The sequence below is a fragment of the Desulforhopalus glucosivorans genome (assembly GCF_054397165.1).
In genome coordinates this window covers 3,499,317-3,524,900 of the sequence record NZ_AP044854.1, presented here as the reverse complement: position 1 = coordinate 3,524,900, position 25,584 = coordinate 3,499,317, and the positions used below count along the sequence as shown (strand labels likewise).

General features: G+C 46.5%; 22 protein-coding genes. 14 read left to right on the top strand and 8 right to left on the bottom strand.

What is annotated here, in order from left to right; translation table 11 throughout:
* Nucleotides 1–115: 115 nt before the first annotated feature.
* Together ACX6CI_RS15300 and ACX6CI_RS15295 are read right to left on the bottom strand one after the other, a co-directional pair.
* Complete coding sequence (locus ACX6CI_RS15300) at nucleotides 116–250, bottom strand: hypothetical protein (protein WP_458774515.1); 135 nt, start codon at nucleotides 248–250, stop codon at nucleotides 116–118.
* Nucleotides 251–325: 75 nt separating this feature from the next.
* Nucleotides 326–646: a hypothetical protein gene (locus ACX6CI_RS15295; protein WP_458774514.1), complete on the bottom strand. Its 321-nt coding sequence runs from the start codon at nucleotides 644–646 to the stop codon at nucleotides 326–328.
* Between the two features lie 226 nt (nucleotides 647–872).
* Here ACX6CI_RS15295 and ACX6CI_RS15290 point away from each other — a divergent pair, with 226 nt between their 5' ends.
* The 3 genes from ACX6CI_RS15290 to ACX6CI_RS15280 all read left to right on the top strand — a co-directional run bounded on the left by ACX6CI_RS15290 (nucleotide 873) and on the right by ACX6CI_RS15280 (nucleotide 2,651).
* Nucleotides 873–1,346 carry a MauE/DoxX family redox-associated membrane protein gene (locus ACX6CI_RS15290; RefSeq protein ID WP_458774513.1) on the top strand — a complete coding sequence of 158 codons (474 nt, stop codon included), beginning with the start codon at nucleotides 873–875 and terminating at the stop codon, nucleotides 1,344–1,346.
* The gene (locus ACX6CI_RS15285) at nucleotides 1,346–1,870 is read left to right on the top strand and encodes a rhodanese-like domain-containing protein (RefSeq protein WP_458774512.1); all 525 of its coding nucleotides are present in this window, start codon (nucleotides 1,346–1,348) and stop codon (nucleotides 1,868–1,870) included. The genes ACX6CI_RS15290 and ACX6CI_RS15285 overlap by 1 nt, the downstream gene beginning before the upstream one ends.
* A gap of 406 nt (nucleotides 1,871–2,276) precedes the next feature.
* Nucleotides 2,277–2,651: a hypothetical protein gene (locus ACX6CI_RS15280; RefSeq protein WP_458774511.1), complete on the top strand. Its 375-nt coding sequence runs from the start codon at nucleotides 2,277–2,279 to the stop codon at nucleotides 2,649–2,651.
* 91 nt (nucleotides 2,652–2,742) lie between these two features.
* Here the strand turns inward: ACX6CI_RS15280 and ACX6CI_RS15275 are convergent, their stop codons facing one another.
* Nucleotides 2,743–3,531 (bottom strand): transporter substrate-binding domain-containing protein, encoded by a 789-nt coding sequence (locus ACX6CI_RS15275; protein WP_458774510.1) that lies wholly within the window; start codon nucleotides 3,529–3,531, stop codon nucleotides 2,743–2,745.
* 195 nt (nucleotides 3,532–3,726) lie between these two features.
* Between ACX6CI_RS15275 and ACX6CI_RS15270 the strand changes: the two genes are divergently transcribed.
* From ACX6CI_RS15270 to ACX6CI_RS15220, 11 genes are all read left to right on the top strand, one after another.
* A complete protein-coding gene (locus ACX6CI_RS15270) occupies nucleotides 3,727–5,367 on the top strand; it encodes an acetolactate synthase large subunit (protein ID WP_458774509.1) in 1,641 nt (546 codons plus the stop codon).
* A 13-nt stretch (nucleotides 5,368–5,380) separates the two neighbouring features.
* Entirely contained in the window at nucleotides 5,381–6,817 is a 1,437-nt protein-coding gene (locus ACX6CI_RS15265) for an aldehyde dehydrogenase family protein (protein WP_458774508.1), read from the top strand.
* Between the two features lie 161 nt (nucleotides 6,818–6,978).
* Nucleotides 6,979–11,445 carry a glutamate synthase large subunit gene (gene gltB / locus ACX6CI_RS15260; RefSeq protein WP_458774507.1) on the top strand — a complete coding sequence of 1,489 codons (4,467 nt, stop codon included), beginning with the start codon at nucleotides 6,979–6,981 and terminating at the stop codon, nucleotides 11,443–11,445.
* Between the two features lie 9 nt (nucleotides 11,446–11,454).
* On the top strand, nucleotides 11,455–12,870 hold the full coding sequence (locus ACX6CI_RS15255; RefSeq protein WP_458774506.1) for an FAD-dependent oxidoreductase: 1,416 nt from the start codon (nucleotides 11,455–11,457) through the stop codon (nucleotides 12,868–12,870).
* 73 nt (nucleotides 12,871–12,943) lie between these two features.
* On the top strand, nucleotides 12,944–13,501 hold the full coding sequence (locus ACX6CI_RS15250; protein ID WP_458774505.1) for a TrmH family RNA methyltransferase: 558 nt from the start codon (nucleotides 12,944–12,946) through the stop codon (nucleotides 13,499–13,501).
* A gap of 1 nt (nucleotide 13,502) precedes the next feature.
* Nucleotides 13,503–14,840 (top strand): MATE family efflux transporter, encoded by a 1,338-nt coding sequence (locus ACX6CI_RS15245; RefSeq protein ID WP_458774504.1) that lies wholly within the window; start codon nucleotides 13,503–13,505, stop codon nucleotides 14,838–14,840.
* A 238-nt stretch (nucleotides 14,841–15,078) separates the two neighbouring features.
* Nucleotides 15,079–15,876, top strand: coding sequence for an FAD binding domain-containing protein (locus tag ACX6CI_RS15240; RefSeq protein ID WP_458774503.1), 798 nt, complete (start codon nucleotides 15,079–15,081; stop codon nucleotides 15,874–15,876).
* Entirely contained in the window at nucleotides 15,866–16,315 is a 450-nt protein-coding gene (locus ACX6CI_RS15235) for a (2Fe-2S)-binding protein (RefSeq protein WP_458774502.1), read from the top strand. The genes ACX6CI_RS15240 and ACX6CI_RS15235 overlap by 11 nt, the downstream gene beginning before the upstream one ends.
* On the top strand, nucleotides 16,315–18,597 hold the full coding sequence (locus ACX6CI_RS15230) for a xanthine dehydrogenase family protein molybdopterin-binding subunit (RefSeq protein WP_458774501.1): 2,283 nt from the start codon (nucleotides 16,315–16,317) through the stop codon (nucleotides 18,595–18,597). Before ACX6CI_RS15235 ends, ACX6CI_RS15230 begins: the two co-directional genes overlap by 1 nt.
* A gap of 4 nt (nucleotides 18,598–18,601) precedes the next feature.
* On the top strand, nucleotides 18,602–19,330 hold the full coding sequence (yqeC, locus tag ACX6CI_RS15225) for a selenium cofactor biosynthesis protein YqeC (protein ID WP_458774500.1): 729 nt from the start codon (nucleotides 18,602–18,604) through the stop codon (nucleotides 19,328–19,330).
* Between the two features lie 18 nt (nucleotides 19,331–19,348).
* Nucleotides 19,349–20,158, top strand: coding sequence for an XdhC family protein (locus ACX6CI_RS15220; protein WP_458774499.1), 810 nt, complete (start codon nucleotides 19,349–19,351; stop codon nucleotides 20,156–20,158).
* A 202-nt stretch (nucleotides 20,159–20,360) separates the two neighbouring features.
* Here ACX6CI_RS15220 and ACX6CI_RS15215 read toward each other — a convergent pair whose 3' ends face one another.
* The 5 genes from ACX6CI_RS15215 to ACX6CI_RS15195 all read right to left on the bottom strand — a co-directional run bounded on the left by ACX6CI_RS15215 (nucleotide 20,361) and on the right by ACX6CI_RS15195 (nucleotide 25,522).
* Complete coding sequence (locus ACX6CI_RS15215) at nucleotides 20,361–20,933, bottom strand: lipid-binding SYLF domain-containing protein (protein WP_458774498.1); 573 nt, start codon at nucleotides 20,931–20,933, stop codon at nucleotides 20,361–20,363.
* A gap of 100 nt (nucleotides 20,934–21,033) precedes the next feature.
* Complete coding sequence (locus ACX6CI_RS15210) at nucleotides 21,034–22,542, bottom strand: DUF1254 domain-containing protein (RefSeq protein WP_458774497.1); 1,509 nt, start codon at nucleotides 22,540–22,542, stop codon at nucleotides 21,034–21,036.
* 31 nt (nucleotides 22,543–22,573) lie between these two features.
* A complete protein-coding gene (locus ACX6CI_RS15205; RefSeq protein WP_458774496.1) occupies nucleotides 22,574–24,061 on the bottom strand; it encodes a DUF1254 domain-containing protein in 1,488 nt (495 codons plus the stop codon).
* Between the two features lie 81 nt (nucleotides 24,062–24,142).
* Entirely contained in the window at nucleotides 24,143–24,934 is a 792-nt protein-coding gene (locus tag ACX6CI_RS15200; protein WP_458774495.1) for an acid phosphatase, read from the bottom strand.
* Between the two features lie 111 nt (nucleotides 24,935–25,045).
* Entirely contained in the window at nucleotides 25,046–25,522 is a 477-nt protein-coding gene (locus tag ACX6CI_RS15195; RefSeq protein ID WP_458774494.1) for a glycine zipper domain-containing protein, read from the bottom strand.
* Nucleotides 25,523–25,584: the final 62 nt, after the last annotated feature.

The window sequence follows — 25,584 nt, the reverse complement described above, 5'->3', positions numbered from 1 at the left end:
TTGGTTCTATTGGTCGCAATGAAAACCGTGGTTTCCTATTAAAAAAACAAAATAATCAGGCGGTCGGGCAACGTTTAATTCAAGTGTATCGGCTGAACTATGAAAAGTACAGAAATTACGCCTGACTTCTCATAAGGATTACAACAAGGCCAACAGCAAGAGCTGTAAAAACAAATATCGCAAAGGGAAGAAATCCATTGGCACCTTGCTTTTTCTTCCCTTTTTTTAAATGTTTGGATGTACTTTGCACTGGATCCTCATCATTGAATGTAAAAAAGATATTGATATAAAACTCAGTTTCGCTCGCGTGGTCTAAAGAGTGTACCTAAAAAAAGAGAGTTGCGCCACCTATTGAGAGCATGAGCAAACCTGCAATATCTAAAAGATTGCCAATTGAACTCACGTTTCTTCTACGGGAAAAATAGCTGGTAGGTTTTTCCCGGTTTTCGCCTGGGGGCCTTGGTACGTTGTAGTGTGGGTTATTTATATATTCTCCTAGACCTAAAAGAATAAGGCCGATGGAGATTTCTCCAACACCTTTTGTTACCGAGAATAAAAGAGTAGAAACAATACCAATAGTGCCTGCTATGAGATTGAGGAGCGCCAGCTTAAAGGCGGCGGGAGTGTGTGTTTTTATTTCGGCCATCTCATTTACCTCGTGACTGATGTTTGTTGAGTCACTCTTATTTTATCAGGTCATATGAGGAGTTCCAAATATAAATGTATATGTTCAGTCTTCCTATCTGATCAACCGATGGGCGGGTGCTTTGACATAGGCTTAAACTATTGGACAAAGGTGTGCCTTTACGGCATCTTGTTTTGCATGTTTTTTGAGGGAAAACTGCGAAAATATTAACGTAATGGATACACGAGTGGAACAGAGTATTGTAAGCAGGAATAAGTTTTTTTTAGCAGCTGAATATCTTTGTCGCTATGTTGTGATTGCAGTGCTATTTTTTGCAGCCATTCCTAAATTACTCAATATTGCTGATTTTGCCGCTATTATAAACGCCTATGAGATGATACCTCTTTGGGCTGTGCAGCCAGTGGCAATATTTCTTCCAATGTTTGAAATTGTTCTTGCTGTGGGGCTTTTGTTTAACTCTCGAATAAGTAAGTATCTGACAGTCTTCTTGCTTCTATTTTTCATTGTTATTCTCGGAAATGCTATCTTCCAGGGCCTCGATATAGACTGTGGCTGTTTTGGGCCGGAAGATCCCGAGCACAGGGCCTTTCAAGGTCTTCGGGTGGCAATTGTGAGAGATGTTGTACTGACTGTACTTCTTGTATATTCTATCTGGTATTGCAAATACCGGAAATCAAATAACCAAATTTTAGGAGATTAATGAAAATGAGGAATGTTCTCGCAGTAACACTTATTCTTTTGTTATCCGCATCGAATGCATTTTGTTTTGGTGGTTCAAAGTTTAAAAATGAAGTTGAGAAAGAAACAGGAGCTGTAAAGCTTGTACGTGAGGTTGTGGGCGGTGGTTATGATGTGATAACTACAGCAGAGCTGGCAGAGCTTAAGGCTAGTGGTGAGGATATTGTTATTGTCGACACCATGCCCTATGAGGCCAGCTACAAAAAGAATCACGTTCCAGGCGCAGTTCAATTTCTTTTTCCAATCCCTGAGATGAAAGAGTGGGATGCAAATGAAACCGCAGGAAAGAGTCAGGATGATTTCATGGCACTTCTGGGACCTGACAAAGAAAAGAAGATTGTTGTCTATTGCGGTTTTGTCAAATGTACCAGAAGTCACAACGGCGCTTTGTGGGCCAAAAAGCTTGGGTATACAAATGTGTACCGTTATCCCGGTGGGATCTTTGCCTGGAAAGGTGCTGATTTAGAATCTGCTTCTGTTAAGTAGCCAGAACCTCGTTTCTAAAGGAGCAATGGTTAGCTGTTGCTCCTTTTTTACCCGCCCGTGGGTAAAAAATGCAGTTTTTATTCCCGCCTTTCCAATAGTTTTCTTCTGTAACTGTTCATTTGTGCCATTAGTTCCATAATTACTGTTAGGCATGCTTTGTGCTTGATGAGAAGATCATCGTTACCCCAAATGAGTCTACGTCCCGGAGGCGGGGGACTTGTTTGGCTACGTTATGCCAATGGTGGGTTTTCAAAAACTTTCAGGGAGGTGATGCCAGAGGAGAGGACAGCAAGTGTAAAACAGTGGGGCTGTTAGTTCAGGCTACATACTTCCTGGAAGTAGTTGCCTGTGGTATCAGCGAGATACGTTGTGTTTCAAGTATGACTTCCTCAACAAGGAGAACTCAATGAAAAGAATAGCTTTAGCCCTTTCAATGTTATCATTACTTATTGTCGTTTCCAGCGCTCTGGCCATAGATAAGGTGGCGATTAGTCAAAATGTTGAAACGATAGTTGCTGAAATTGATGCAGGCAAAGATTCAACCAGTTTTCAGTCCGACGCTTTTACTCCCTACGTGTTTATTTTAGAAGATAACGGAAAACTACTTGTGCATCCATCACTTGCAGGTGAGAGCTTAAAGGAAAAAGCTCCTCCGGTCTATCAGGCCTTAGCCGCGGCAGATGGTAAAGGCGTATGGATTCAGTATGAGTGGAAGGGGAAGGTTAAGAATACCTTTGCAAAGCGGTCTAAAAGCAACCTGATAGTTGGCAGTGGCTATTAAGTTGTTTTTCAGATTTTTACAACCTACTCTATAAAAGATGCAACAAACTGCCCTCACTGTTATGACGTGAGGGCGATTTGATATCCTCGAGTTATTTCGATATCCACTTGGCTTTAAGGGTCTCGAATTCTCCCTTGGTGTGCATCTGGTGCATCCAAAGGTTCATCCAGTTAAGAAAGGCAACGTCATCACGGGGGAGCATGTAGCCAAAATCATCTTTTGTGTATGTCTTACCAGGTGAAACCGCATACAATTTTTCGTTTTTACCAGCCACGAGCATAGCCTCAACATTATCGGTTATCATCACATCAACCTCCCCCGCCGCAACTTTATCGGGAATACTCAGGTTTTTTTCTATAACCACTATTTCAGCATTCTTGATGTTGGCAACAACAAATTTTTCATTGGTGCCTCCAGGGTTCACTCCAACCTTAACTCCTGCGGTATCAATATCTGCAAGAGTCTTGAATCGATCCTTATCTTTGGCACGAATAAGCGGCGATTTGCCTACACTGATATATGGAGTGGTGAGCCCCACCTGTTTTTGTCTGGAGAGGTTTCTGGTGATGCCGCACATGGCTACATCGTAACTCCCATTCAAAATCCCCTGAACCAGGGTTTTCCACGTTGTTTTAACATAACGAACTTCTACTCCTAAGGCCTCTGCCAGTTTAGCAGCGGCATCAATGTCATGGCCTTCAAAGGTTTGAGTCTCTTCGTTATAATAGCTAAAAGGTTTGTAATCACCGGTGGAACCAACGAGAATATAGCCGCGATCCATAATTGTATCTAAACGGGATTGTTCTGCCAAACATGTCGTTGACAAGGCAAACAGGATTACAATGGACAGAAGAGTCCGTGCTGATGTAACAAATTTCATTTTTCACCTCTGGTAAGTTAACGATTAAATCCTATGGTTTGTACTGTGAACAGTGAGTACATGAATAGGTGGTTTGAATAAAATACAGCAAATACGTCGGTTGAAAATATCCGATCCTTGGTTTTGTGACAATAGTCCTTATGTTGTTTTGGGAAAAAGTTGTATTGACTAATAAAATTCAATATCGGTGGTGCAATGAAGGCATCGGATTTATTTATTAAGGCCCTTGAAGCGGAAGGGGTCGAGTATATATTTGGTATTCCAGGAGAGGAAAATCTAGATTTTTTAAATTCTTTAAAAGACTCTTCCATTAAACTCATTTTGACCCGTCATGAGCAGGCAGCAGGCTTTATGGCAGCGACCTATGGCCGGTTGACAGGAAAAGCTGGCGTCTGTTTGTCAACTCTTGGTCCCGGGGCCACAAATCTAGTCACGGCTGCCGCCTATGCTAATCTTGGGGCCATGCCCATGCTCATGATTACAGGCCAGAAGCCCATTAAGTCCAGCAAGCAGGGTCAGTTTCAAATCGTGGATATTGTGGATATGATGCGGCCTCTAACGAAATATACCTGTCAGATTGCCAGCGCGTCAAATATCCCCAGTCGGGTTCGAGAGGCCTTTCGACTTGCAGAAGAAGAGCGACCCGGGGCTACCCATCTAGAATTACCTGAGGATATTGCCAGTGAACATACCTCGCTGGAGGTGATTGAAAAGAGTACCTACCGCCGTCCCCTCGCAGAAGGAAAGTCAGTAAAGATGGCGGTTGCCATGATTCATAAGGCAAAGCGGCCACTGTTACTTATTGGTGCTGGGGCAAATCGCAAGCAGTCGAGTAAGATGCTACGCCGGTTTGTCGATGAGACCGGTATTCCTTTTATTAGTACCCAGATGGGAAAAGGGGTGATCGATGAACGTCATCCACTCTTTTTAGGAAACGCTGCACTTTCCGCAAATGACTTTATTCACAGGGCCATCAGCCATGCGGATCTGATAATAAATGTTGGCCATGATGTGGTGGAAAAGCCTCCATTTTTTATGGAAGAGGGTGGCTTCCAGGTTATTCATATTAATTATCTTTCAGCAGCCGTTGACCCGGTTTACTATCCGCAGCTGGGTGTAATAGGAGATATAGCTAACACCATTTATCAGTTAACTAAGAAGATAACTAAAAAAGAACATTGGAATTTTAGCTATTTCAAAGATATCAAAGGGGCAACAGAAGAGCATCTGCTCGAGGGTGTGGAGGATGACAGGTTTCCTGTGTATCCCCAGAGACTGGTCTATGATCTGCGCTCAGTGATGGCAGATGACGGAATAATAGCTCTGGATAATGGAGTGTACAAAATTTGGTTTGCCAGAAATTATAAGGCGTATAAATCCAATACAGTTTTACTGGACAATGCTCTTGCCACCATGGGTGCGGGGCTTCCATCGGCCATTGCTGCAAAAATTGTTTATCCTGAAAAAAACATAGTGGCAATCTGTGGTGACGGCGGTTTCATGATGAATTCCCAGGAACTTGAAACTGCAGTGCGTCTGGGCCTTAATCTTGTGGTTCTGATTCTCTGTGACAATGCCTATGGCATGATCAAATGGAAGCAGGCCCATATGGGATTTGACGACTATGGGTTAGATGTGGGAAATCCTGATTTCGTTAAATATGCAGAGAGTTATGGTGCCATTGGGCATAGGCTGAGTACAGCGGCTGAATTTACCGAATGTATAACTGCCTGTTTTAATACTTCTGGAGTACACGTTATTGAAATACCCGTTGATTATTCTGAAAACGACCAGATATTAAACCGGGATATAAAACAGAAAAGTAGATTTTTATAAGGGAGTAGTGTTGATGAGAGAATTAAAACTATTGGTGCCTGGCGCCAGAGGCTGTGGAGAGAAACTGGACGTCACCGCTCCTTTTGATTTTACGCCTATAGCTGAGGCTGATGTTGCAGGCCGTGATGCCGTTGAAGCTGCGCTGAAAACAGCCGATGAACTCTTTCGTGATAAGAGCCGCTGGCTTGCTCTGCCTGAGCGTCTTGCAATACTTGAAAAAACAGCCACCATTATGCAGGGTGAGTTTGAAGAGCTTGCAGTCGCAGCTGCCCGTGAGGGGGGCAAACCTCTTCCTGATTCCCGTGTTGAGGTTGCCCGTGCAATTGATGGGGTAAAGCTCTGCATCGAAACCATGCGCACGGAGGCTGGACAGCTCATCCCCATGGGCGCAAACCCCGCATCTCTTGGTAAGGTTGCCTTTACCACCCGGGAACCAATCGGGGTTGTGGTGGCAGTGAGTGCCTTTAACCACCCGTTAAATCTCATTGTTCATCAGGTGGCACCGGCTGTCGCAAGTGGTTGTCCTGTGATCGTTAAACCTGCCAGTAAAACCCCCATCTCCTGTTACCGTTTTGTGGAGATACTTCGTGAGGCAGGCCTGCCTGAAGAGTGGTGTCAGATGCTCGTTATTGCCGACTCCTCAATAGCAACTGAGCTGGTGACAGACAGCAGAGTGGACTTTTTCTCTTTTATAGGTTCCAGCCGTGTTGGCTGGATGCTTCGCTCAAAGCTATCTCCTGGTACCAGATGCGCCCTTGAACATGGTGGAGTTGCCCCTGTAATTGTTGCAGCGGATGCTGATCTTGATATGGCAATTCCTAAACTTGTCAAAGGTGGGTTTTATCACGCAGGACAGGTCTGTGTCTCCGTACAGCGGGTATACGCCCATGAGTCCATAGTACAAACACTTGCAGATAGGATTGCAGCAGAGGCCAAAGCATTAACTGTGGGTGATCCTACGTTAAGTACAACAGATATCGGTCCTCTCATTGATCCAGGCGAAGTTGAACGAGTTGATACCTGGGTGAAAGAGGCGGTAGCAGCTGGTGCTACCCTTATTTGTGGCGGCGAAATCCTCTCGGAAAGTTGTTACAGCTGTACAGTACTGCTTAACCCTCCAGAGTCTGCAAAGGTTAGTCAGATGGAGGTCTTTGGGCCGGTTGTTTGTATCTATTCATACTCAGATATTGATGAAGCGGTGGTTCGGGCCAATCAGCTCCCCTTCTCATTCCAGGCAGCAGTGTTTACCCAGGATATTGATCTTGCCATGAAGGCCTACAAGGGAATTAATGGTTCGGCTATTATGGTAAATGACCATACGGCCTTTAGGGTTGACTGGATGCCGTTTGCGGGGCTGAAAGAATCAGGATACGGCATTGGTGGCATTCCTCACACAATACATGATATGCAGATTGAAAAGATGTTGGTTTTGCACTCCCGTGAACTGTAAAGAAATCACAATAATATAGAGTCTGTTATGGCTTCAGGATATAAAAATCATAAAAAAGTTTGGTGACATCAATATTTCGATATGGTTCACTATTTCTTTGAAAAATTAATATTGCAGAAGCTGCTCACAGCAAGATTTAGATTACGTTTTAAGAGGACCCCATGGGCTTATATAACCCCCAGTTGGAAAAGGATAATTGTGGTTTTGGGCTTATAGCTCATATGGAAGGCGAGGCCAGTCATAAGCTGGTTCGTACGGCAATTTCATCTCTTGCACGAATGGCTCACCGCGGAGGGATTGCAGCGGATGGCAAGACTGGGGATGGATGCGGACTTTTGATGCAGAAACCTGACAGTTTTTTTCAGGCTATTGCAAAAGAGAACGGATGGGCCCTGGGCGGCCGGTATGGCGTGGGGATGCTGTTTTTAAGCCAGGATCCTGAAAAAAGGAAGGTCGCCCAAGACGTGATTGTGGAGGAGTTAAAGGCTGAATCGCTGTCGTTTTTAGGCTGGCGTGAGGTGCCTGTAGACGATACTGTCCTTGGGGACTTTGCAAAAAAGACCATGCCCCGGATAGTGCAGGTTGTCTTTAACGGTCCATTTGGCTGGGGCTCAAAGGACCTTGAACGCAGACTCTATATGGTGAAGCGACGGATTGAAAAGCGAATCACGGATGATTCCGATTTTTATATCGCTAGCCTCTCCAACCTTGTCATTATTTATAAAGGCCTATGTCGTCCTGTTGATCTGCAGCAGTTTTTTCCAGATCTTGCAGATATCAGGTTGCAGTCCTCTATATGTCTTTTTCATCAGCGATTTTCAACCAACACCCTGCCTAAGTGGCCCCTGGCTCAGCCCTTTCGTTTTCTGGCCCATAACGGGGAGATTAATACCATCACCGGTAATCGGCAGTGGGCGAAATCCAGGTCCTATAAGTTTAAGTCTCCGCTTCTGCCTGATATGGGAGAGGCGGCACCCTTTGTTAATAGTAGTGGCTCCGATTCCTCAGCCCTCGATAATATGCTGGAGTTGTTTCTGGCAGGGGGCATGGATCTTTTCCGGGCCTTTCGTCTGCTTATTCCACCAGCATGGCAGAATCATCCCAATATGGATGATGATCTGCGGGCATTTTATGATTTTAACTCCATGCATATGGAACCCTGGGATGGGCCTGCGGGAATTGTTATGAGTGATGGCCGATTCGCCGCCTGTGGACTTGATCGAAATGGGCTGCGACCTGCACGCTACGTGGTCACCAAAGATAAATGGATAACCCTTGCCTCCGAGGTCGGTATCTGGGACTATGAGGCGGATGAGGTGATTGAAAAAGGCAGGGTAGGTCCGGGCGAATTACTTGTCATAGACACCCTGAATGGAACTCGTTGGACCTCATGGGACATAGATCAGGAACTGAAAAACAGACATCCGTACCGTCAATGGATGGATAACTGTTGTCAGCCCCTACCTCTTTTTACTCCAGATACAGCAGCAGAGGATTGCACACGTCTGTTGTCAAATGACAAACTGCTTGTATATCAAAAGCTGTTTGGGGTTACCAGTGAAGAAGTAGAACAGGTGGTAAAGGTTATTGCTGAAACTGGGCAGGAGCCCATTGCTTCCATGGGCGATGACGCTCCCATGGCTGTTTTGTCTAAAAAAGAGCGAAGTCTCTATGACTATTTCCGGCAGATGTTTGCCCAGGTGACCAACCCTCCCATTGATCCACTTCGTGAACGCCATGTTATGTCTCTTGCCACCTGTATAGGGCGGGAACAAAATGTGTTTGATGAGGTGAAGGGTCATGCATATCGGGTGATTTTTCAGTCCCCTGTTCTGGTCGAGCAGGACATGAAAAACCTGCTGGCATTGGATCAGGACCACTATAAGCATGTTACTTGTGACCTTAATTATCCAGTTGATGGTGATCTCAAGCAGGCTCTTGTCACACTCTGCGACTCCGTAAAACAGGAGGTGGATGGCGGGGCGGTGCTCCTTGTGTTGTCAGATAGAAATATCTCAGCTGATACTGTACCTATTCCTGCCGCCATGGCGGTGGGGGCAGTGCAGCGGACCCTTGTGGAACATTCAACCCGCTGTGATACCAATATCATTGTGGAAACCGCTTCGGTTCGGGACTCCCATCAGTTTGCTGTCCTACTTGGAATGGGAGCGACAGCTGTCTACCCGTATCTTGCCTACGAGACCGTTGGTCAGCTGGTCGATGAGTCAGTGCTGGCCCTTAGTTTTAATGAGGCGGTATACAATTACCGCAAAGGGATCGATAAGGGTCTACTCAAGATTCTTTCCAAAATGGGTATCGCGACCATCGCATCCTATAGATGTTCCCACCTCTTTGAAGCGGTGGGGTTGTCAAGTGAGGTTGTGGATTACTGCTTTAGTGATGTTGTCAGCCGGATTGAAGGTGCAACCTTTGCTGATTTTCACAGGGAGCAGCTGCGGTTGGCAAAACTGGGGTGGAAGCGACAGCATAAGCCCCTTGTACGTGGAGGATTATTTAAATATATTCATGGTGGTGAGTACCACTCCTATAATCCTGATGTGGTACAAAGTTTACAAAAAGCTGTTCGAGGTGGTGAATTCAGTGACTATCAGGAATATTCAAAGCTGGTTGATACGAGACCTGTTGCCTGCCTGAGGGATCTGCTTGAACTTAAAACCACTGAAACGCCAATTCCTGTAGCGGAAGTGGAACCAGCTGAAACATTTTACAGTCGCTTTGATTCTGCTGCAATGTCCATTGGAGCTCTCAGTCAGGAGGCCCATGAGTCGCTTGCTATCGGTATGAATCGACTTGGTGGTTTTTCAAACAGTGGTGAGGGTGGCGAAGATCCGGCCAGATTTGGCACCGAGCGGGTTTCTAAAATTAAGCAGGTGGCATCCGGTCGTTTTGGGGTTACACCGCACTATCTGGTCAATGCGGAAGTCATCCAGATTAAGGTTGCCCAGGGGGCAAAGCCTGGTGAAGGTGGTCAATTACCCGGCCATAAGGTTACACCTCAGATTGCTTCCTTGCGCCACTCTGTTCCAGGGGTGACCCTTATATCTCCTCCACCCCATCATGATATTTATTCCATCGAAGATCTGGCCCAGCTTATCTTTGATCTTAAGCAGGTCAACCCAAAAGCTCTCATCAGCGTTAAGCTGGTCTCTGAGCCGGGAGTAGGTACTATTGCAACAGGTGTAGTAAAGGCCTATGCCGATCTTATTACTATCTCCGGCTATGATGGTGGCACCGGTGCAAGCCCACTTACCTCGGTAAAATATGCAGGCAGTCCGTGGGAACTCGGTCTTGCAGAAACCCAGCAGGCGCTCGTTGCCAATGGTCTACGGCATAAGGTTCGTTTGCAGGTGGACGGAGGCTTGAAAACAGGACGTGATATTGTAAAAGCCGCGATCCTGGGTGCAGAAAGTTTTGGTTTTGGAACTGGCCCCCTTATCTCCCTTGGATGTAAATTCCTGCGGATCTGTCATCTTAATAACTGTGCAACCGGGGTTGCAACCCAGGACGAGACCCTTAGAAATGAGTACTTTGCCGGGATCCCTCAGATGGTCATGAACTATTTTCAGTTCATGGTAAGAGAAACAAGGGAACTTATGGCAGAGCTTGGTGTTGCAAAACTCACCGACCTTATAGGTCGAACTGACCTTTTAATCGAGCTTGATGGAGTAACTGATAAGCAAAAACGCCTCGATTTGTCACCGATTCTGGAGTCGGTGGAAGCACCAGCCACAAGTGGACTCTTTTTCTCTGATCCTAATACCCCTGATGATAAAGGCAGCCTTAACCTTACGCTCGTGGAGCAGTTCCGTGGGGCGGTGGAGACTAAAAGTGGTGGCGGTGGGAGCTTTGCCATCCGTAATACTGATCGCAGTGTGGGGGCAACACTTTCAGGTGAGATTGCCCGTTTGCACGGTAATAGCGATATGAAGACGACGCCAATTACTCTCCTTTTTAACGGTACAGCAGGCCAGAGTTTTGGTGCCTGGAACGCCGGTGGTTTGAACATGGTCCTCACAGGGGATGCCAATGACTATGTAGGAAAGGGCATGGCCGGTGGAAAACTTGTTGTACGTCCTCCTTTAGGGGTGAGTTACAGGAGCCATGAAGCTGTGATTGTTGGCAACACCTGTCTATACGGAGCGACAGGAGGAAAATTGTTTGCAGCCGGTAAGGCGGGGGAACGCTTTTGTGTGAGGAATTCCGGTGCCAAGGTCGTCGTTGAGGGTATTGGCGATAACGGTTGTGAATATATGACCGGTGGTGTTGTTACCATCCTTGGGCCCACCGGCGTAAATTTTGGTGCTGGTATGACTGGTGGCTTTGCCTACATTCTCGATGAATCGGGGACCCTTGAATCACGGGTTAATCCTGAACTCGTGGAGGTTCTCACCCTTGATGGACGCGCTGTGCTACAGGAACATTTACGGTCTATTATTCATCGCCATGAAGAAGAGACCGGCAGCAGAAAGGCCGAGCGAATACTCACAGGATTTGAGGAGCACTATGTATCGCTCTTCAAGCTGGTAAAACCGAAGACATCGGATGTGAATTCACTGCTCGGACGTCGTGGAAACTCACCTCGGGAAACCCTCGCGGTTGTGCAATAAAGGTAGAATATGAATCAGAATCTTTTTCAGTTTATCGAAGTAGAACGGGTCGATCCTCAAAAAAAAGGTATAGAGCGTCGCCGCCACGAATTTGTGGAGATTTATAATCCGTTTCAGAAATCCCAGGTGCAGATGCAGGCGGATCGTTGCCTTGATTGTGGTAACCCGTACTGTGAGTGGAAGTGTCCTGTACATAACTATATTCCCGATTGGTTGATGCTCGCCAATGAGGGACGAATTGTTGAGGCCGCTGAACTTTGTCATCAGACAAATAGTCTGCCTGAAATTTGTGGCCGTGTCTGCCCCCAGGACCGGCTCTGTGAAGGTGCCTGCACCCTTAATAACGATTTTGGTGCGGTAACCATTGGAAATATAGAGAAATACATTGTTGACACCGCCTTTGCCATGGGCTGGAGGCCTGACCTGTCCAAGGTCGCTCCCACGGGCAAGAAGGTGGCTGTGGTTGGGGCTGGGCCTGCCGGCATTGGTTGCGCTGATGTTCTTATCCGAAATGGTGTAACCCCGGTGGTCTTTGACAAACATCCTGAGATTGGTGGTCTGCTCACCTTTGGGATTCCAGCCTTTAAGCTTGAAAAAAAGGTGATGGAACTTCGGCGGGAGATCTTCACAGAAATGGGTATCGAGTTTCGCTTAGGGGTTGAAGTTGGAAAAGATATTCAATTTGCAGAGCTCCTGGAAGAGTATGACGCTGTATTTGTTGCCACCGGAACCTACACCTCCATGCGAGCGGGACTTGCTGGCGAAGATTCACCTGAGGTGTATGACGCCCTTGACTATCTCATAGGTAATACCGATCATCTGATGGGTATTAGAAGAGATGAATATTCCTACGTTAATCTTGAAGACAAGCGGGTTATCGTCCTTGGGGGTGGTGACACCGCCATGGATTGTCTGCGCACTGCTGTTCGGCAGGGGGCAAGGGAAGTGGTCTGCGCCTATAGAAGAGATCGTGTAAATATGCCAGGCTCCGTCCGTGAGGTTGGTAATGCCGAAGATGAGGGGGTTCGTTTTCTCTTTAATCTTCAACCCAAGGGGATAGAGGTTGATAAGGCCGGTAAAGTATGCGGCGTAAAGGTGATCTCAACAGAACTCGGAGAAGCCGATGAAAAGGGGCGCAGGCGCCCTGTTGAAGTAGAGGGTTCTGAAACAACACTTGAGGCGGACTGTGTCATCATGGCCTTTGGTTTTAGACCAAGTCCCCCAGACTGGCTAAGCGACAACGGAGTTGAACTCAGCCAGTGGAAATTAATCGAGGCGCCTGCCGAATCCACTTTTCCTTACCAGACCACAAATGAAAAGGTCTTTGCTGGCGGAGATGCCGTTCGGGGTTCAGATTTGGTGGTCACTGCAATTTATGAAGGACGGACTGCTGCTGAGAGTATTATGGAATATCTGGATGTGTAAGCCAATACCCAAAAAAGGTGCAGTGCCTTGCTGTTTCTTGTTTTGCCTTTACCGGGCTTAGGGGAAGCAGACAGTGGGGAAAAGTCATAAGGAAACATTGCGGCTTGCCAGAAAGTGGGCCGCAAAGCAGTATGAAAAACAGCGTCGTCATAATCTTGTCCACGCAAGGCCCGGTATCCATGAATTTGTAATTATCCTCGATAATCTCAAACCCACCTATAATATTGGCAAGATATTCAGGAGTGCTGATGCCTTTGGTGCTCGGGAAGTTCATCTTATTGGTATTGATTACTTCGAGTGTACATCAGCCAAGGGCTCGTTTAAGTGGGTACCTGCTCGCTTTCATACAACCTTTGATGCCTGTTATCAGAGCTTAACTGAAGAAGGGTATACGCTTTTTACAATGGAGCCTGAGCGGGATAATCTGTTGTCTAAGACAAGCTTTCCAGTTAAAAGTGGTTTTGTCTTTGGCCATGAAGAATTTGGCCTCAGTTTTGACCCTGATGCTTATGAAGGTGTAACAGGACTGTCCATTCCTCAATATGGTCGTGTGGAAAGTCTGAATGTCAGTGTTGCCGCCTCTGTTGTTATGTATGAGTACCAACGTCAACATGCTGAGATAGTGGTGTAAGTTGAGCAAAAAAAACAGATCACACCGGGAGCAGTTTCTCGTAAGTCCAGCCAGATCATTCTTCTTTCTCTGGATTCCAGTGCTGGTATCTCTTGTGGCTGAGCCCTTAACCGGCCTTGTTGATACTGCCTTTGTCGCACGCCTAGGAGCTGAAGCCTTAGCTGCATTGGGTGTAGGTACCGTGGTACTCAGTGGTGGTTTGTGGCTTTTTAATTTTTTAAGTGTTGGTAGCCAAACTGAGGTTTCACAGGCTGTCGGTCGAAAGGAACCTGATCAGGGAAAAAAATTAGCAAGTCTTGCCCTTCTTCTCGCTGTAAGTATCGGTTGTATTCTCACACTCTTATTCCTCTTTTTTTCCCAACAATTAACAACACTCATGGGTGCAGCTGGTGTTACCCATAGCTACGCCCTGACCTATATAAAAATACGAGCCCTCGGGATGCCTGCAGTACTCATCACCATGACATCTACCGGTATTCTCTATGGTCTTGGTAATATGCGCACGCCGCTTTTTATTGCGGTGGGGGTAAATGTGGTAAACATCTGTCTCGATGCTCTGCTCATCTTTGGCTCTGGCCCGATTCCTCCAATGGGCATAGCTGGGGTGGCAATTGCAAGTATTGTCAGTCAGTACCTTGGAGCAATTGCCTGCGGACTTGTTGTCAGCCGAGCAATAGGTTTCACCTCTGATATTGAGCTGAGCAACATTAGAAGGCTTGTGAAAATTGGCAGGGATATGCTGCTTAGGACAGGTTCGATGATTTTATTTCTTCTTCTGGCTACCCGTCTTGCAACAGGGCTTGGTCCCGAAGCCGGGGCGATAAACCAGGCCATTCGTCAGGTGTGGGTTTTTACCGCATTTTTCCTCGATGCGACTGCCGTGGTTGCGCAAAGTGTCATCGGCTATTACTACGGTTCTGCAAAAAAAGGACAGGCACGGCAGGTGGCAAGACTGGTCTGCTTCTGGAGCGGTGGGCTTGGTGTCGTCCTTATGGTGCTCATGTTTGTGGGATCAGATCTGGTGTATCGTCTCCTCGTCCCTACGGTGAGCAGTGATCATTTCTTCCCGGTTTGGTTGATTGCAACCCTTTTTCAACCCATTGCCGCCTTTGCCTTTGTAACTGACGGTATACACTGGGGGACGGGGGATTTTAGATATCTCCGAAATGTGGTGGTCTTTGCAACGTCTCTGAGTGCATTATCCCTCATCATTGCAGAGTATTTTGGCCTGGCTTCCCTGAATTTAATCTGGTGGGTTACTGGGTGCTGGATTTGTATAAGGGCAGCTTTTGGTGTCTTGCGCATTTGGCCTGGATCACCCCGTAGTCCACTTTGTTAACATCTACTAAAACCCCATCTTCCTAATCCTGGTCAGGCAAGTGCCTAATAACAGAAAGCAAGTAGGGAAGTAACTGAGAAGTAGGAATTGTTAGCTCAGTAGTTACGCTGCTCTTAGCCGCTGTAAAAGACTATTTCTTTGCATTTCACTGTTTTCTGTCCTAGAGTATTTACGCCTGATTACTGATGCTTTGTTCAATATCTTATCGTGTGTTTTTTAGAAAAGGACTCTTTTCATTATGCTGGAAATCGAAAATATTATATTCCCATCAAGCCTTGATGAGGCATTGGCCACACTTCGCGAAGTGTCCGGCAGTGTTGTCCTGGGGGGCTGTGGATATTTGCGCCTCGGCTCAAGGAAGATAGGTACTGCAATCGACCTTTCAAAACTGGGTCTTGATGAAATCACTCAAACTGAGAACGGGATTGAGATTGGTGCCATGGTGAGTCTCAGGGAACTTGAGATAAATCCACTCATCACTGGGTATGGTCGTGGACTGCTGGCAAGATCTGTTGAGAATATCGTTGGCATTCAGTTGAGAAAATGTGTCACCCTTGGCGGCAGTGTTGCTGGCAGGTATCCATTTTCCGATCCGATTACAGCGCTTTTAGCCCTTGATGCCCAGCTCCTATTCCATGGCCAGGGAATGGTCTTTTTAAAGGATTATCTTGAAGCCAAGGGGGTACGGGATATTCTCACAAAAATAATACTTCCTAAAAATTCCGTGCTGGCAGCATTTACAAGCGTACGAAAATCCGCCACAGATTATGCGGTTCTTAACTGTGCTGTTGCAAAGGATGAGGAAGGCTATCGCATTGTTGTTGGGAGTCGTCCAAGTAGAGCCGTCCGTGTTGATAGTGCTGAACACTATCTCGCAGAGAACGGAATTACTACGGAGAGTGCGAAAGAGGCAGGAAAAATCGCTGTTGAGACCATACAGTTTGGCGATAATCCTCGCGGGAGCGCTGAGTATAGGAAGAAAATCTGCCCGGTATTAATAGAACGCGCTCTTTTGGAGGTAGCTGATGCAGCTTGATACAACGATAAATAAAAATAGAGTTACCTTGAGTTTTGAGCCCGGTGAGTTTTTGTCAGAGACGCTGCGGCGCTATGGATATCTGAGTGTTAAAGAGGGGTGCGATACTGGGTCTTGTGGCCTATGTACGATATGGGTTGACGGTTCACCTGTCCTCTCCTGCTCAACGCTTACTGCTCGTATGGAAAACCACCAAATCACCACCATTGAGGCCCTTGCCTCTGAAGCGGAGGAGTTTGCCCATTTTCTCGTAGCAGAAGGTGCAGAGCAGTGTGGCTTTTGTGCACCAGGGTTTACCATGACTGTACTTGCCATGAAGCGGGAGCTTACACGTCCCACAGTCCAGTCGATTAACCACTATCTTGCCGGGAATCTTTGCAGGTGTTCGGGATATAAGGGGCAGATGAGAGCCATAGTAAAATATATGGGAGTTGAGTAATGGAGTACGTTGGAAGGAGAATCCCTAAAATCGATGGTGTGGGCCTTGTTAAAGGAACCCCAGCATATACCAGTGATCTGGCAATTCACAACAATGCCCTTGTTGTTAAAATACTGCGTAGTCCCCATGCATCGGCGCGCATTGTAGCTATCGACACTAGAGCTGCCATGGCAGTTGCTGGAGTTGAGTGTGTACTGACCCATAAGGATGTCCCTGAAACGCCCTTTACCCTGGCTGGGCAATCATTTCCGGAACCATCTCCCTATGACAGGAGGATACTTGATCCTGTCCTTCGTTATGTTGGCGATGAGGTAGCTATCGTTGCTGCTGTGGATGAGCGAACTGCTCTAAAGGCCATGGCAAAGATTAAGGTGGACTATGAATTGCGTACTCCGGTTTTAGATGTTGAGAGTGCACTGGATAATGACGTTCTGGTCCATGAAAGCCAGCCACACACAAATTTTGATGTGGGTTGCGATGCCAGCCGTAATGTTGCAGCAGGTCATAGCCTTGAGTTTGGAGATGTGGAAGCTGAGCTGAGTCGCTGTGATGTGATAGTCGAAGAGACCTACCGAACCCAGGCCCAGGCCCATGCTATGATGGAGACCTATCGGGCCACCACTTCCTATGATGTTCAGGGACGTCTGCAGGTGATGACCAGTACTCAGATTCCATACCATGTGCGTCGTCATCTCTCCCATATCTTAGGTCTTCCAAAGAGTAAAATTAAAATTCTAAAACCAAGAGTGGGTGGAGGGTTTGGAGGAAAACAGACAGCTTCAGTTGAAATATTTCCAGCCATTGTCACGGTGAAAACGGGAAAACCGGCTCAACTGGTCTACACAAGGGGCGAAACCTTCAGTTGTACTACCAGCCGTCATGCAATGATTTTGACCGTTCGTCTTGGAGCTGACAAGGAAGGTAATATCAAGGCGGTGGATATTCATACACTCTCTGATACTGGGGCGTATGGAGAACATGCCCCCACTGTTTTCTGGGTGGTTGGCCAAAAGACGTTGCCACTTTATTCTCACGTGTGCAGGTACCACGGCCATGCTCTCTATACCAATAAAACCCCAGCTGGGGCCTTACGTGGTTATGGCGCAACCCAGGGGACATTTGCCCTTGAATCCGCTGTCAATGAGCTGGCAGAAAAGCTTGGCATGGATCCCGCTGAACTGCGGTTGAAAAACCTTATTAGAGAAGGTGAGAGCCATGAAGCCTTATCTGGCTCAGTTCCCGGCGCTCCGGCACTTCTGGCCAGTAGTAGTCTTCACAAGTGCATCGAAAAGGGAATGGAGTTGATTGAATGGAAGAAAAAACATCCAGCTCAAGTTCTTGCTCCCAATAAGAAACGTGGCTATGGCATGGCGGTGACCATGCAGGGTTCAGGTATTTCTAAAATTGATACAGGTTCGGTCACCATTAAGCTCAATGAAGATGGCTTTTTCACCCTCAGCCATGCCGCATCTGATATGGGCCAGGGTTCCGATACCATGCTTTGTCAGATCGCTGCCGAGGTGCTTGAGATTGAGATGGATCAGATCATCGTTGCAAGTTTTGACCTTGATACTCTGCCCTATGATCCCGGCGCCTATGCATCAAGTGGCACCTATGTCACAGGTAGAGCAGCTGTTATCGCAGCAGAACAGATGAGAGATCAGATGTGTGACGCAGCGGCACGACTCCTGGAGCTTTCTCCCGAGGAGGTTGAGTATGATAGCGGAGTTTTGACAGGGCCGGGCAACAAAAAAATGACTCTTTCTGATCTTGCCACCACCCTCTGCTCCTTTGCAGGGATGGATCAGCTTGTGAGCAAAGGTACCTATGGTGGGGAAACTTCTCCACCACCTTTTATGGCAGGCTTTGCAGAAGTTGAGGTTGATCTTGAAACCGGAGAGGCGAAGGTTACAGATTATGTTGCTGTGGTTGACTGCGGTACTGTACTCAATGAAAACCTTGCACGAATCCAGGTGGAAGGTGGTATTGTTATGGGAATAGGCATGGGGCTCTATGAAGAGGTGCGCTTTAGTGGTAAGGGGCGTTTGGCCACCAATTCTTTTATGGAGTATAAAATCCCCTCCAGGCAGGACATCGGAGAGATCAGGGTGGCCTTTGAAGAAAGCCACGAGCCCACAGGCCCATATGGAGCCAAATCCATAGGAGAGGTGGTCTGCAACACACCAGCTCCTGCCATTACCGAGGCAATTTATAATGCAACCGGTCTGCGTTGTCGCAGTCTTCCTGTCAGTGCAGAAAAAATCCTTTTAGGTGAAGGCTGACAGAATGTATTCTCAGAACTCCTCTTTCATCCATGCCTTTGGGCTAGGTAAAGGAGGAGTTGCCTGTATCGTTGGGGCTGGTGGTAAGACCAGTCTTATGTGGAGGCTTGCCGCTGAAGCAAAATCTTTAGGTCTAAGGACCTTAGTTTCCACAACCACCAAAATGTTCATCCCTGAACCTGTCCAATATGATCATATTGATCTTTCGGGTTCGGGGTATACAGAAATAATCCTAGTGCCCCCCGGCGTTTATGTCGCTGGAAGGCAGGTGTCTCCAGTAAAAATGCAAGGTTTGGCAGGTGATGTTCTTTTAAAAAGTGCAGACCACTTTGATCTTGTGCTGTTGGAAGCCGACGGGGCAGCCAGAAAGCCGTTGAAAGGCTGGTTGGAAACAGAGCCTGTTATTCCCCCATACACAACTCACACCATTGGTGTGGTGGATATCCAAATCATTGGAAGGGCCGCAAGCGAAGATCTTGTTCACCGTCTTGATTGTTTTTGCTTGCTTACAGGAGCAACGGTTGGGGATGAGATCGCTCTTGATCATCTTTCCAGGATTATCACCGGGGAAAAGGGCCTTTTTTTTCACTCCTTGGGGCAGCGGATAGTTTATATCAATAAGGTGGAGTCTGATGATAATATTGAAAATGCAAAGCTCTTACAGACCTTTGTACCGGGCTATACTGTGTGTGCAGGAAGTGTGAAGATGAAACGAATCTATTTTTCTAAGTAATAGAGCTGGTGATACGCGATGGAAAAAAAAGTTGTTGAAGCCTTGGCCCAAAGTGTTGCTGCAGGTGAGTCTGTAGCCCTGATCTCTGTGCTCAGTAACAGTGGCTCATCGCCTGCTAAGTGCGGTGCAATAATGCTCGTGAATAGTTCTGGTGCCATGTGTGGAACTATTGGCGGTGGCAGCCTCGAACTTAAGGTTATAGGAGAGGCTCAGGAGTCTATTCGATTGGGCAGGAGCAGAGAGGTGGAACATGCTCTTACTGAAAAGGGTGGTCTTGGAATGGCATGTGGTGGAAAGGTTCATTTTTTCATTAAGGTGTTTTCAGCACAGCCAAGGCTTATCATAGCTGGTGGTGGGCACGTAGGGATGGAGTTGTACCAGCTTGGTCTGTTGCAGGGATATCAAATTGAAATTTTTGATGATAGAGAGGGGATCGCCACAAAAGACCGCTTTCCAGATGCTGTAAAAGTTGTCTGCGGAGATCCGGTACAAGAGCTTACAGACTACCCACTTGACAGCAACTGCTTTGTCACCATAACCACTCACTCCCATGATCTTGACAGGATGACTCTGGCAGCGGTGGCAGACTCAGGTGCTGGTTACATTGGTATGATTGGCAGCAGCAAAAAAATCAAGAAAACCCTTACCTATCTGTTGGATCAGGGTATTTCAAGAGAGACAATTGCAAAACTGTACACCCCCATGGGCCTTAACGTAGCAACAATTCAACCTAAAGAGATTGCGGTATCGATCATCAGTGAGATTCTGCTCGTTAAAAACAATGGCTCACCTGAGCATATGAAGACAGTGAAGAATATTACAGTGTAATTGTTGATCACATTGTTTGGTGGGCAAACACCTGCTTCCTCCATGTTCGTGTCTGAAAAACAGGTGTTTGTATCATTTGTTGTGGTAACTCTCAAAAAGACCACTAAATCAGTTGAAGTAAAAATCATTGCAGCTGATCAGCTGATTAGTGGCGCTGTGATGAGCTCACCAAATCTGAAGTGAGTGAACGTTGGATTATGTTTTACTCTGGTCGTTTCGTGAAATTAAAAGCCTGGCCACTCACACTGGCTTCTACCATTGCTCCACCTTTAGTGATAGTGTAAGTTGCCATTCCTTTGTGATAACCGGGTCCTTTGGCTGTAGCATTATTTTTCCCACCGCTGGCAGTGGCCGAACTACCTCCAGTCTTGCCTGACGCATGTGCGGCAGCCGTCAGTGCCACTGCACTCATCTCTGCACCAAATTCAAAACTATCACCCGTGAATTCCTCAAAGGCCCGTTTGTCTTCAAAAAATATAACCTGACTAAAGCCAGAGGCTCCTATCTGGAAGCCAACACTCGCCTGTCCCATCTTGGTATCACCTACATACTTTTTCTGTTCATAAACACGACCTTCACCATATGCTGCCCCCACGACGATACCACCTTTACCAATAGTTGGGAAAAGTGCGTAACCGTATGCAGTGTCAAACATATCGGCGATACCCGCATCAGAAAACATTTTTATTGTATCTGAATACTTGTCAGCCCAGACATTGCTCGAGAATGATGCAAAAAATAGTGCCAATAGTAGCATACGAAGAATCTGTTTCATGCTGGTTCTCCTTTTTGTTTGTAAAGAATTTTTTCCGGCATTCAATGTTAACCGGCGTTAAGAATAAATATTGATCTGAGTATCGCAAGTTTTGCTCTGGTTACTCCACAAGCTCAAGATCGCCAGGTTTCCAACTTTTATCGAACCACGGTTCCAACGGTCCATAAAGTCGGAGTAAAACATTGTAGCTTTTACCTGGGAGGGTTTGTATCCAATTACCTTCGTGACCTTCTGGTGCTTTTGGGGCAAACCATACCGTATACGAACCATCGTCGTTGGCTTTGATGGATGGACTGTTGCTGTCAAGTCCGGCGGATTTTTGATCGGTCTCGAGCATCGAGCGATGTTGACCGGAGTAGACCATAAATGACCAGAAGTTATTGACTGGAATCGGGACAGGTAAGGTCACCTTGTATGTTTTACCTCCATCGAGATAGTTGCTTTTGGCATCATGGGGGGTAAACGCATACGCTGATCCTGTGCCTACTTTTGGCGTGACCATAGCAGGTGTAATACCGGTAGCCGCATAATGAAACATGATGCGATCATTTAAAACTAACTCTCCATTGTCCATAAAGTCATAGCCGCCGGCAAAGGAGGTGTACCATTGACGGTCTGGATAGAAATAGGCCTCATTATGACGTGGTCTAAAAACAATTGATCTGGCCGTGGCATTACCAATTGCAGCCGCATCTTTTAAGATTTTCTCCATACGTGCATCCGGTTCAAAGGGTATTCCCTTTTTAATGCCGATGGCCCCAAAGAGTCCAACAAGCTCTGGATTAAATGCATCCGCAGGTTCATATTGGATTACCGCGTTGAGTTCATCATAAAAGTACTCATCGTTCGCATGGATCGTATTGAACGTTTTGCCGGAGAGATTGTGGACATTTTGCTTTGGAGGTTTGTTTGCCTGGGCTAGAGGATAGCAACGAAAACCATCTTTAAGTTCTTTTGTAGAAGCTTTCAAATCGCCATCTTTGACAAAAACGCGCATAAAGATCCAGTGGCGGTAGGTTTTGGACTGTGCAACAAAATAACCTTCTGGGATATCCCCCTCGTAGTCCGGACCAATAAAGAGATATTTTCCACCCTTACCTTTATCAGGGCCGGTCAGTCCGACATCACTTACAAAACGGAAAAAAGCGTCGTTCACTGCTCCGAGAACCGGTCCAGGGATTTCAACGACAATGGGACCGTTTTTTACATTAATTTCAGCGAACGCATATGGCGTTGTTGATTGGGCAGTTAGTAATAGGCCGCGGGCATCTGCCAAATCTTCTGTGATCCCCAGGTCGCCAGGTTCGAGTCCGGCCTCTTTAAGTCCTTCAAGAAATGCGTATATGGAGACGGCAGGCATTCCGTTGAGAAAGGTCTCTACGCCACGCGATAGGTCGAGGAAATCATACGTTTTTTGAACCGTTGATTCACTGGGCATACCATCGAAAAACTCAAGCTCCCCTAAAAAAGCGGTCTCAATCTTGTCAGGGGTAAGCAGAAATTTTGGAACATCAGCTGCGTATTTCGGCCCTTTTGCATGGGCAAAAGAAGTGAGCAACAAAATCGTTAGCATAATGCCCATACCGTACATCATTTTCTTCGTATTCATAACGTTCGCACCAGTTACTTTTTAATTGCCATTATTGTAAAAGCTTAGGATCACCAGGTCGCCAGGTTTTATCAAAAAAACTTTTCAGTGGTCCATAGAGCCTGAGGTAGACGAAGAACCCAACACCAGGCTTTGTCTGAATCCAGTTTTCTTCAGGTACACCATCAGGAAGTGTAGGCCCATAGTAGGTGTCCACTGAACCGTCAGCGTTTGGAACCACTCCGTGTACAGTACCGACAGTGGCACGTCCTTGATCATTTTGGATAAGTGATCGGGAAAAATTATCATACACCGAAAGTGACCAGAAATTTGCTGCTGGGATATCTTTTGGAAGATGGATGTTAAAGGTGTTGTCGCCGGTAAGCCACTGGGCCTTATCATCCTGATAGACACCAACATACTGTGATCCCTGGCCAGGAGCTGCGACGGTCATTGATTTAGAGGTTCCAACTGCTTCAAAACCATAGCGCGAGCGTTGATCCACGGATAAATAATCCGGAGTATGAAAAGTTGGGTCTTCAGAAATAAATATTTTTTTCCATGGACTGCCATCGTAGGGATGAAGATCCTTTTCTGGTACCCGTGGATGCCAGGCAATAACTTCAGCCATGGCGCGTCCTTTCTTGGCGGCGTCAGTTAAAATTCCACGCATCCGCTTATCAGGATTAAATTCTCGACCGTGTGCTATTCCAAGTGTTTCTAGTATTCCAAGCATGGCCATATCCTCAGGACGTGGAGGGTTGTCGTTAATGTAGCGAGAAAGCGATTCGAAAAACTGGAAACCCTCATGGGTGAGAAAATCAGCCTTCTTTCCCGTCATTGATATAAATGTCATTTCAGGAGGGTTTTGAGCTTCTTTCAAACGGTATTGACGGAAGGTGCGAACCAGTTTTTGTAGTCTCGGCAAATCATCTTGGGACTGGGGGATCGCCCGGAGGTAAAAAATCACAGTGTTGGTATCCGATTGAGCAATATGATAAGAGATTGAAGGCATAGGACCCTTATAACTCGGTGGTAGAATCAGAAAGCGACCACCCTTGTTTTGCTCAGGAGAAAAAGGTCCGCCAATGTCAACCAGCGGTTGTTGCCAGATATTGTTCATCGTGCCAAGCAGACCCGGGGGAACATCGATGACCATTGGGCCTTTTGAGAGGTCTAGCACGCCGGACATATAAATCGTGTCCTGGTTGGCAGTAAGGACCAGTTGTTGCGATTCCGCCGCCTTATCAACCACGATAACAGTATGATCATCTGCTCCAATCTTGCGGTGAGCATCAGCCATGGCACCGTAAGAAGCCATGGGAAGCGCCCATAGATAAACTTCTACGGCTCGCTGTAGATCGAGTTCGTCGTAATATTTCTGTGCTGTTTCTTTTGTGGGGTATCCACCGATATATTCCACTGACCCAATACTGGTTTCCCTCATTTCACCGTGTGAAACCGATATGAAAAACGGAATGCTAAGAACAGCACATACTGTCGTTCTCAGGATTTTTTTTGTTTTTACACATACTCTCATTGCATCTCCTTGTTTTTTACAACATAGCCTTGACCCTAAAGAAGTGGTTTTGGCTCATGTTCTGACATATTGTAGTATCTACTACTTTTTCAAAGCCATAATCTCTTCTTTTGCTACTTGTAGATCAACCATGAAATCAGTATTTGCGTGCAACACGGCTACAGTTGTTGCCCCCATCATTCTTCCGTAGACGACATCGCTGTGCCAATGTACATTGCAGACATTGCGGCTTATGCCAAACTGTTTTCCTCGCTCTAAAATCACATCGGCTTGTTCGGGAAATACCTCAGCTAAAATTAATGCCCAGGCCCAGCCAATAGCAGTATGGCCTGAAGGATACGATCCATCTTTACGTAAAGCCGCTTCATCATCAGGCGTGCAGATAGGCGTATTGTTCACCATAAATGGTCGTTTACGCTGATAATGGTTTTTGGCAGCATACGTTGACAAACCGGCATCAGCCAGAGTCCTGCGAATCAGCATGTACAGGTGAGGTGTGGTTTCTTCAGATATTTGAACATCTAAGATACCATTAAAAGCACCACCAGCTTGGGGAAACGCAAGTATGGCATCCTGAGCGGCCTGTTCTTTCCTGGCCTCATCCTTCAAAGCCACATAGTGAGCAGCAATTTCTTGATCTAAGGTAAAAGCTGCGGAGCCTTCCTGTGGTGGTGGGGGTACTAATTTCAAACTGTTCGGACTCTCATCTTTTGATAAATACCCTTCTAAAATTCCTTCATGGATTTCTTTTATTTCTTTTGATAAGGACGTAATGGGTTGCTTATCTAATGTTGTTTGTTGTGCACAAGCACATAGTAAAACTGACAGCGCTATTGTGGTAAGCAGTTGTACTGTAGCAGGTAACTTTTTCATTGTTTCCTTTAAATGTATTCTTGAAATACAGGCGTGTTCAGACCCAGATGATCCCAGAGATAAAGAACTCTTAAGGACATTAGTGTAGTGGACTGTACTCCACTACATTAATTATTGAATACTGTACTCCCGGCCAGTCATGCAGGCACGGTAGGCTTTTTCATATTGATCCAAATTCGCCTTTTGTTGAGCTTGAGTTTGTTGGGCGCTGTTCTGTTGTGCCTTTTGCTGTTGATGTTTCCGAACTCCACCACCTATTCCCCCAGCAGTTGCTCCAATTGCAGCACCTTTCCCGGCATCTCCAGCAATTGCTCCCACAGCGAGACCCGCGAGTGCACCACCCGCAGCACCTTTTATTACCTTACGTTCCTGTTGGGGTGCGCTCTGGTTAGATGCAGCTTTAGCTACCTGCAGCGGATCAACGCCGGTTGTCTCAGTTGCCCACAGGCGGCACTCGCCTTCATCTTTCGTCTGTTGCTCCTGGCTCTGTCCCTTGGCTGGATAAACAATTGTTCCAGCAATACAGGGTGCCACGGTAACACAAGATATGATCAGGCAACTACAGAGTACTTTTCGATAGTGTTTCATTTTTTTCTCCTTAGTCTACATTATGGTCAGCAGCATAACGATCTGGTATTGCGACAAATATT

What these genes read in the sequence shown, in the direction of transcription:
- ACX6CI_RS15215 (WP_458774498.1), bottom strand. Translation starts at nt 20,933, where the DNA reads ATGAAACAGATTCTTCGTATGCTACTATTGGCACTATTTTTTGCATCA.
- gltB (WP_458774507.1), top strand. Translation starts at nt 6,979, where the DNA reads ATGGGCTTATATAACCCCCAGTTGGAAAAGGATAATTGTGGTTTTGGG.
- ACX6CI_RS15285 (WP_458774512.1), top strand. Translation starts at nt 1,346, where the DNA reads ATGAAAATGAGGAATGTTCTCGCAGTAACACTTATTCTTTTGTTATCC.
- yqeC (WP_458774500.1), top strand. Translation starts at nt 18,602, where the DNA reads ATGTATTCTCAGAACTCCTCTTTCATCCATGCCTTTGGGCTAGGTAAA.
- ACX6CI_RS15195 (WP_458774494.1), bottom strand. Translation starts at nt 25,522, where the DNA reads ATGAAACACTATCGAAAAGTACTCTGTAGTTGCCTGATCATATCTTGT.
- ACX6CI_RS15240 (WP_458774503.1), top strand. Translation starts at nt 15,079, where the DNA reads ATGCTGGAAATCGAAAATATTATATTCCCATCAAGCCTTGATGAGGCA.
- ACX6CI_RS15220 (WP_458774499.1), top strand. Translation starts at nt 19,349, where the DNA reads ATGGAAAAAAAAGTTGTTGAAGCCTTGGCCCAAAGTGTTGCTGCAGGT.
- ACX6CI_RS15265 (WP_458774508.1), top strand. Translation starts at nt 5,381, where the DNA reads ATGAGAGAATTAAAACTATTGGTGCCTGGCGCCAGAGGCTGTGGAGAG.
- ACX6CI_RS15270 (WP_458774509.1), top strand. Translation starts at nt 3,727, where the DNA reads ATGAAGGCATCGGATTTATTTATTAAGGCCCTTGAAGCGGAAGGGGTC.
- ACX6CI_RS15200 (WP_458774495.1), bottom strand. Translation starts at nt 24,934, where the DNA reads ATGAAAAAGTTACCTGCTACAGTACAACTGCTTACCACAATAGCGCTG.
- ACX6CI_RS15255 (WP_458774506.1), top strand. Translation starts at nt 11,455, where the DNA reads ATGAATCAGAATCTTTTTCAGTTTATCGAAGTAGAACGGGTCGATCCT.
- ACX6CI_RS15230 (WP_458774501.1), top strand. Translation starts at nt 16,315, where the DNA reads ATGGAGTACGTTGGAAGGAGAATCCCTAAAATCGATGGTGTGGGCCTT.
- ACX6CI_RS15210 (WP_458774497.1), bottom strand. Translation starts at nt 22,542, where the DNA reads ATGAATACGAAGAAAATGATGTACGGTATGGGCATTATGCTAACGATT.
- ACX6CI_RS15235 (WP_458774502.1), top strand. Translation starts at nt 15,866, where the DNA reads ATGCAGCTTGATACAACGATAAATAAAAATAGAGTTACCTTGAGTTTT.
- ACX6CI_RS15295 (WP_458774514.1), bottom strand. Translation starts at nt 646, where the DNA reads ATGGCCGAAATAAAAACACACACTCCCGCCGCCTTTAAGCTGGCGCTC.
- ACX6CI_RS15275 (WP_458774510.1), bottom strand. Translation starts at nt 3,531, where the DNA reads ATGAAATTTGTTACATCAGCACGGACTCTTCTGTCCATTGTAATCCTG.
- ACX6CI_RS15280 (WP_458774511.1), top strand. Translation starts at nt 2,277, where the DNA reads ATGAAAAGAATAGCTTTAGCCCTTTCAATGTTATCATTACTTATTGTC.
- ACX6CI_RS15205 (WP_458774496.1), bottom strand. Translation starts at nt 24,061, where the DNA reads ATGAGAGTATGTGTAAAAACAAAAAAAATCCTGAGAACGACAGTATGT.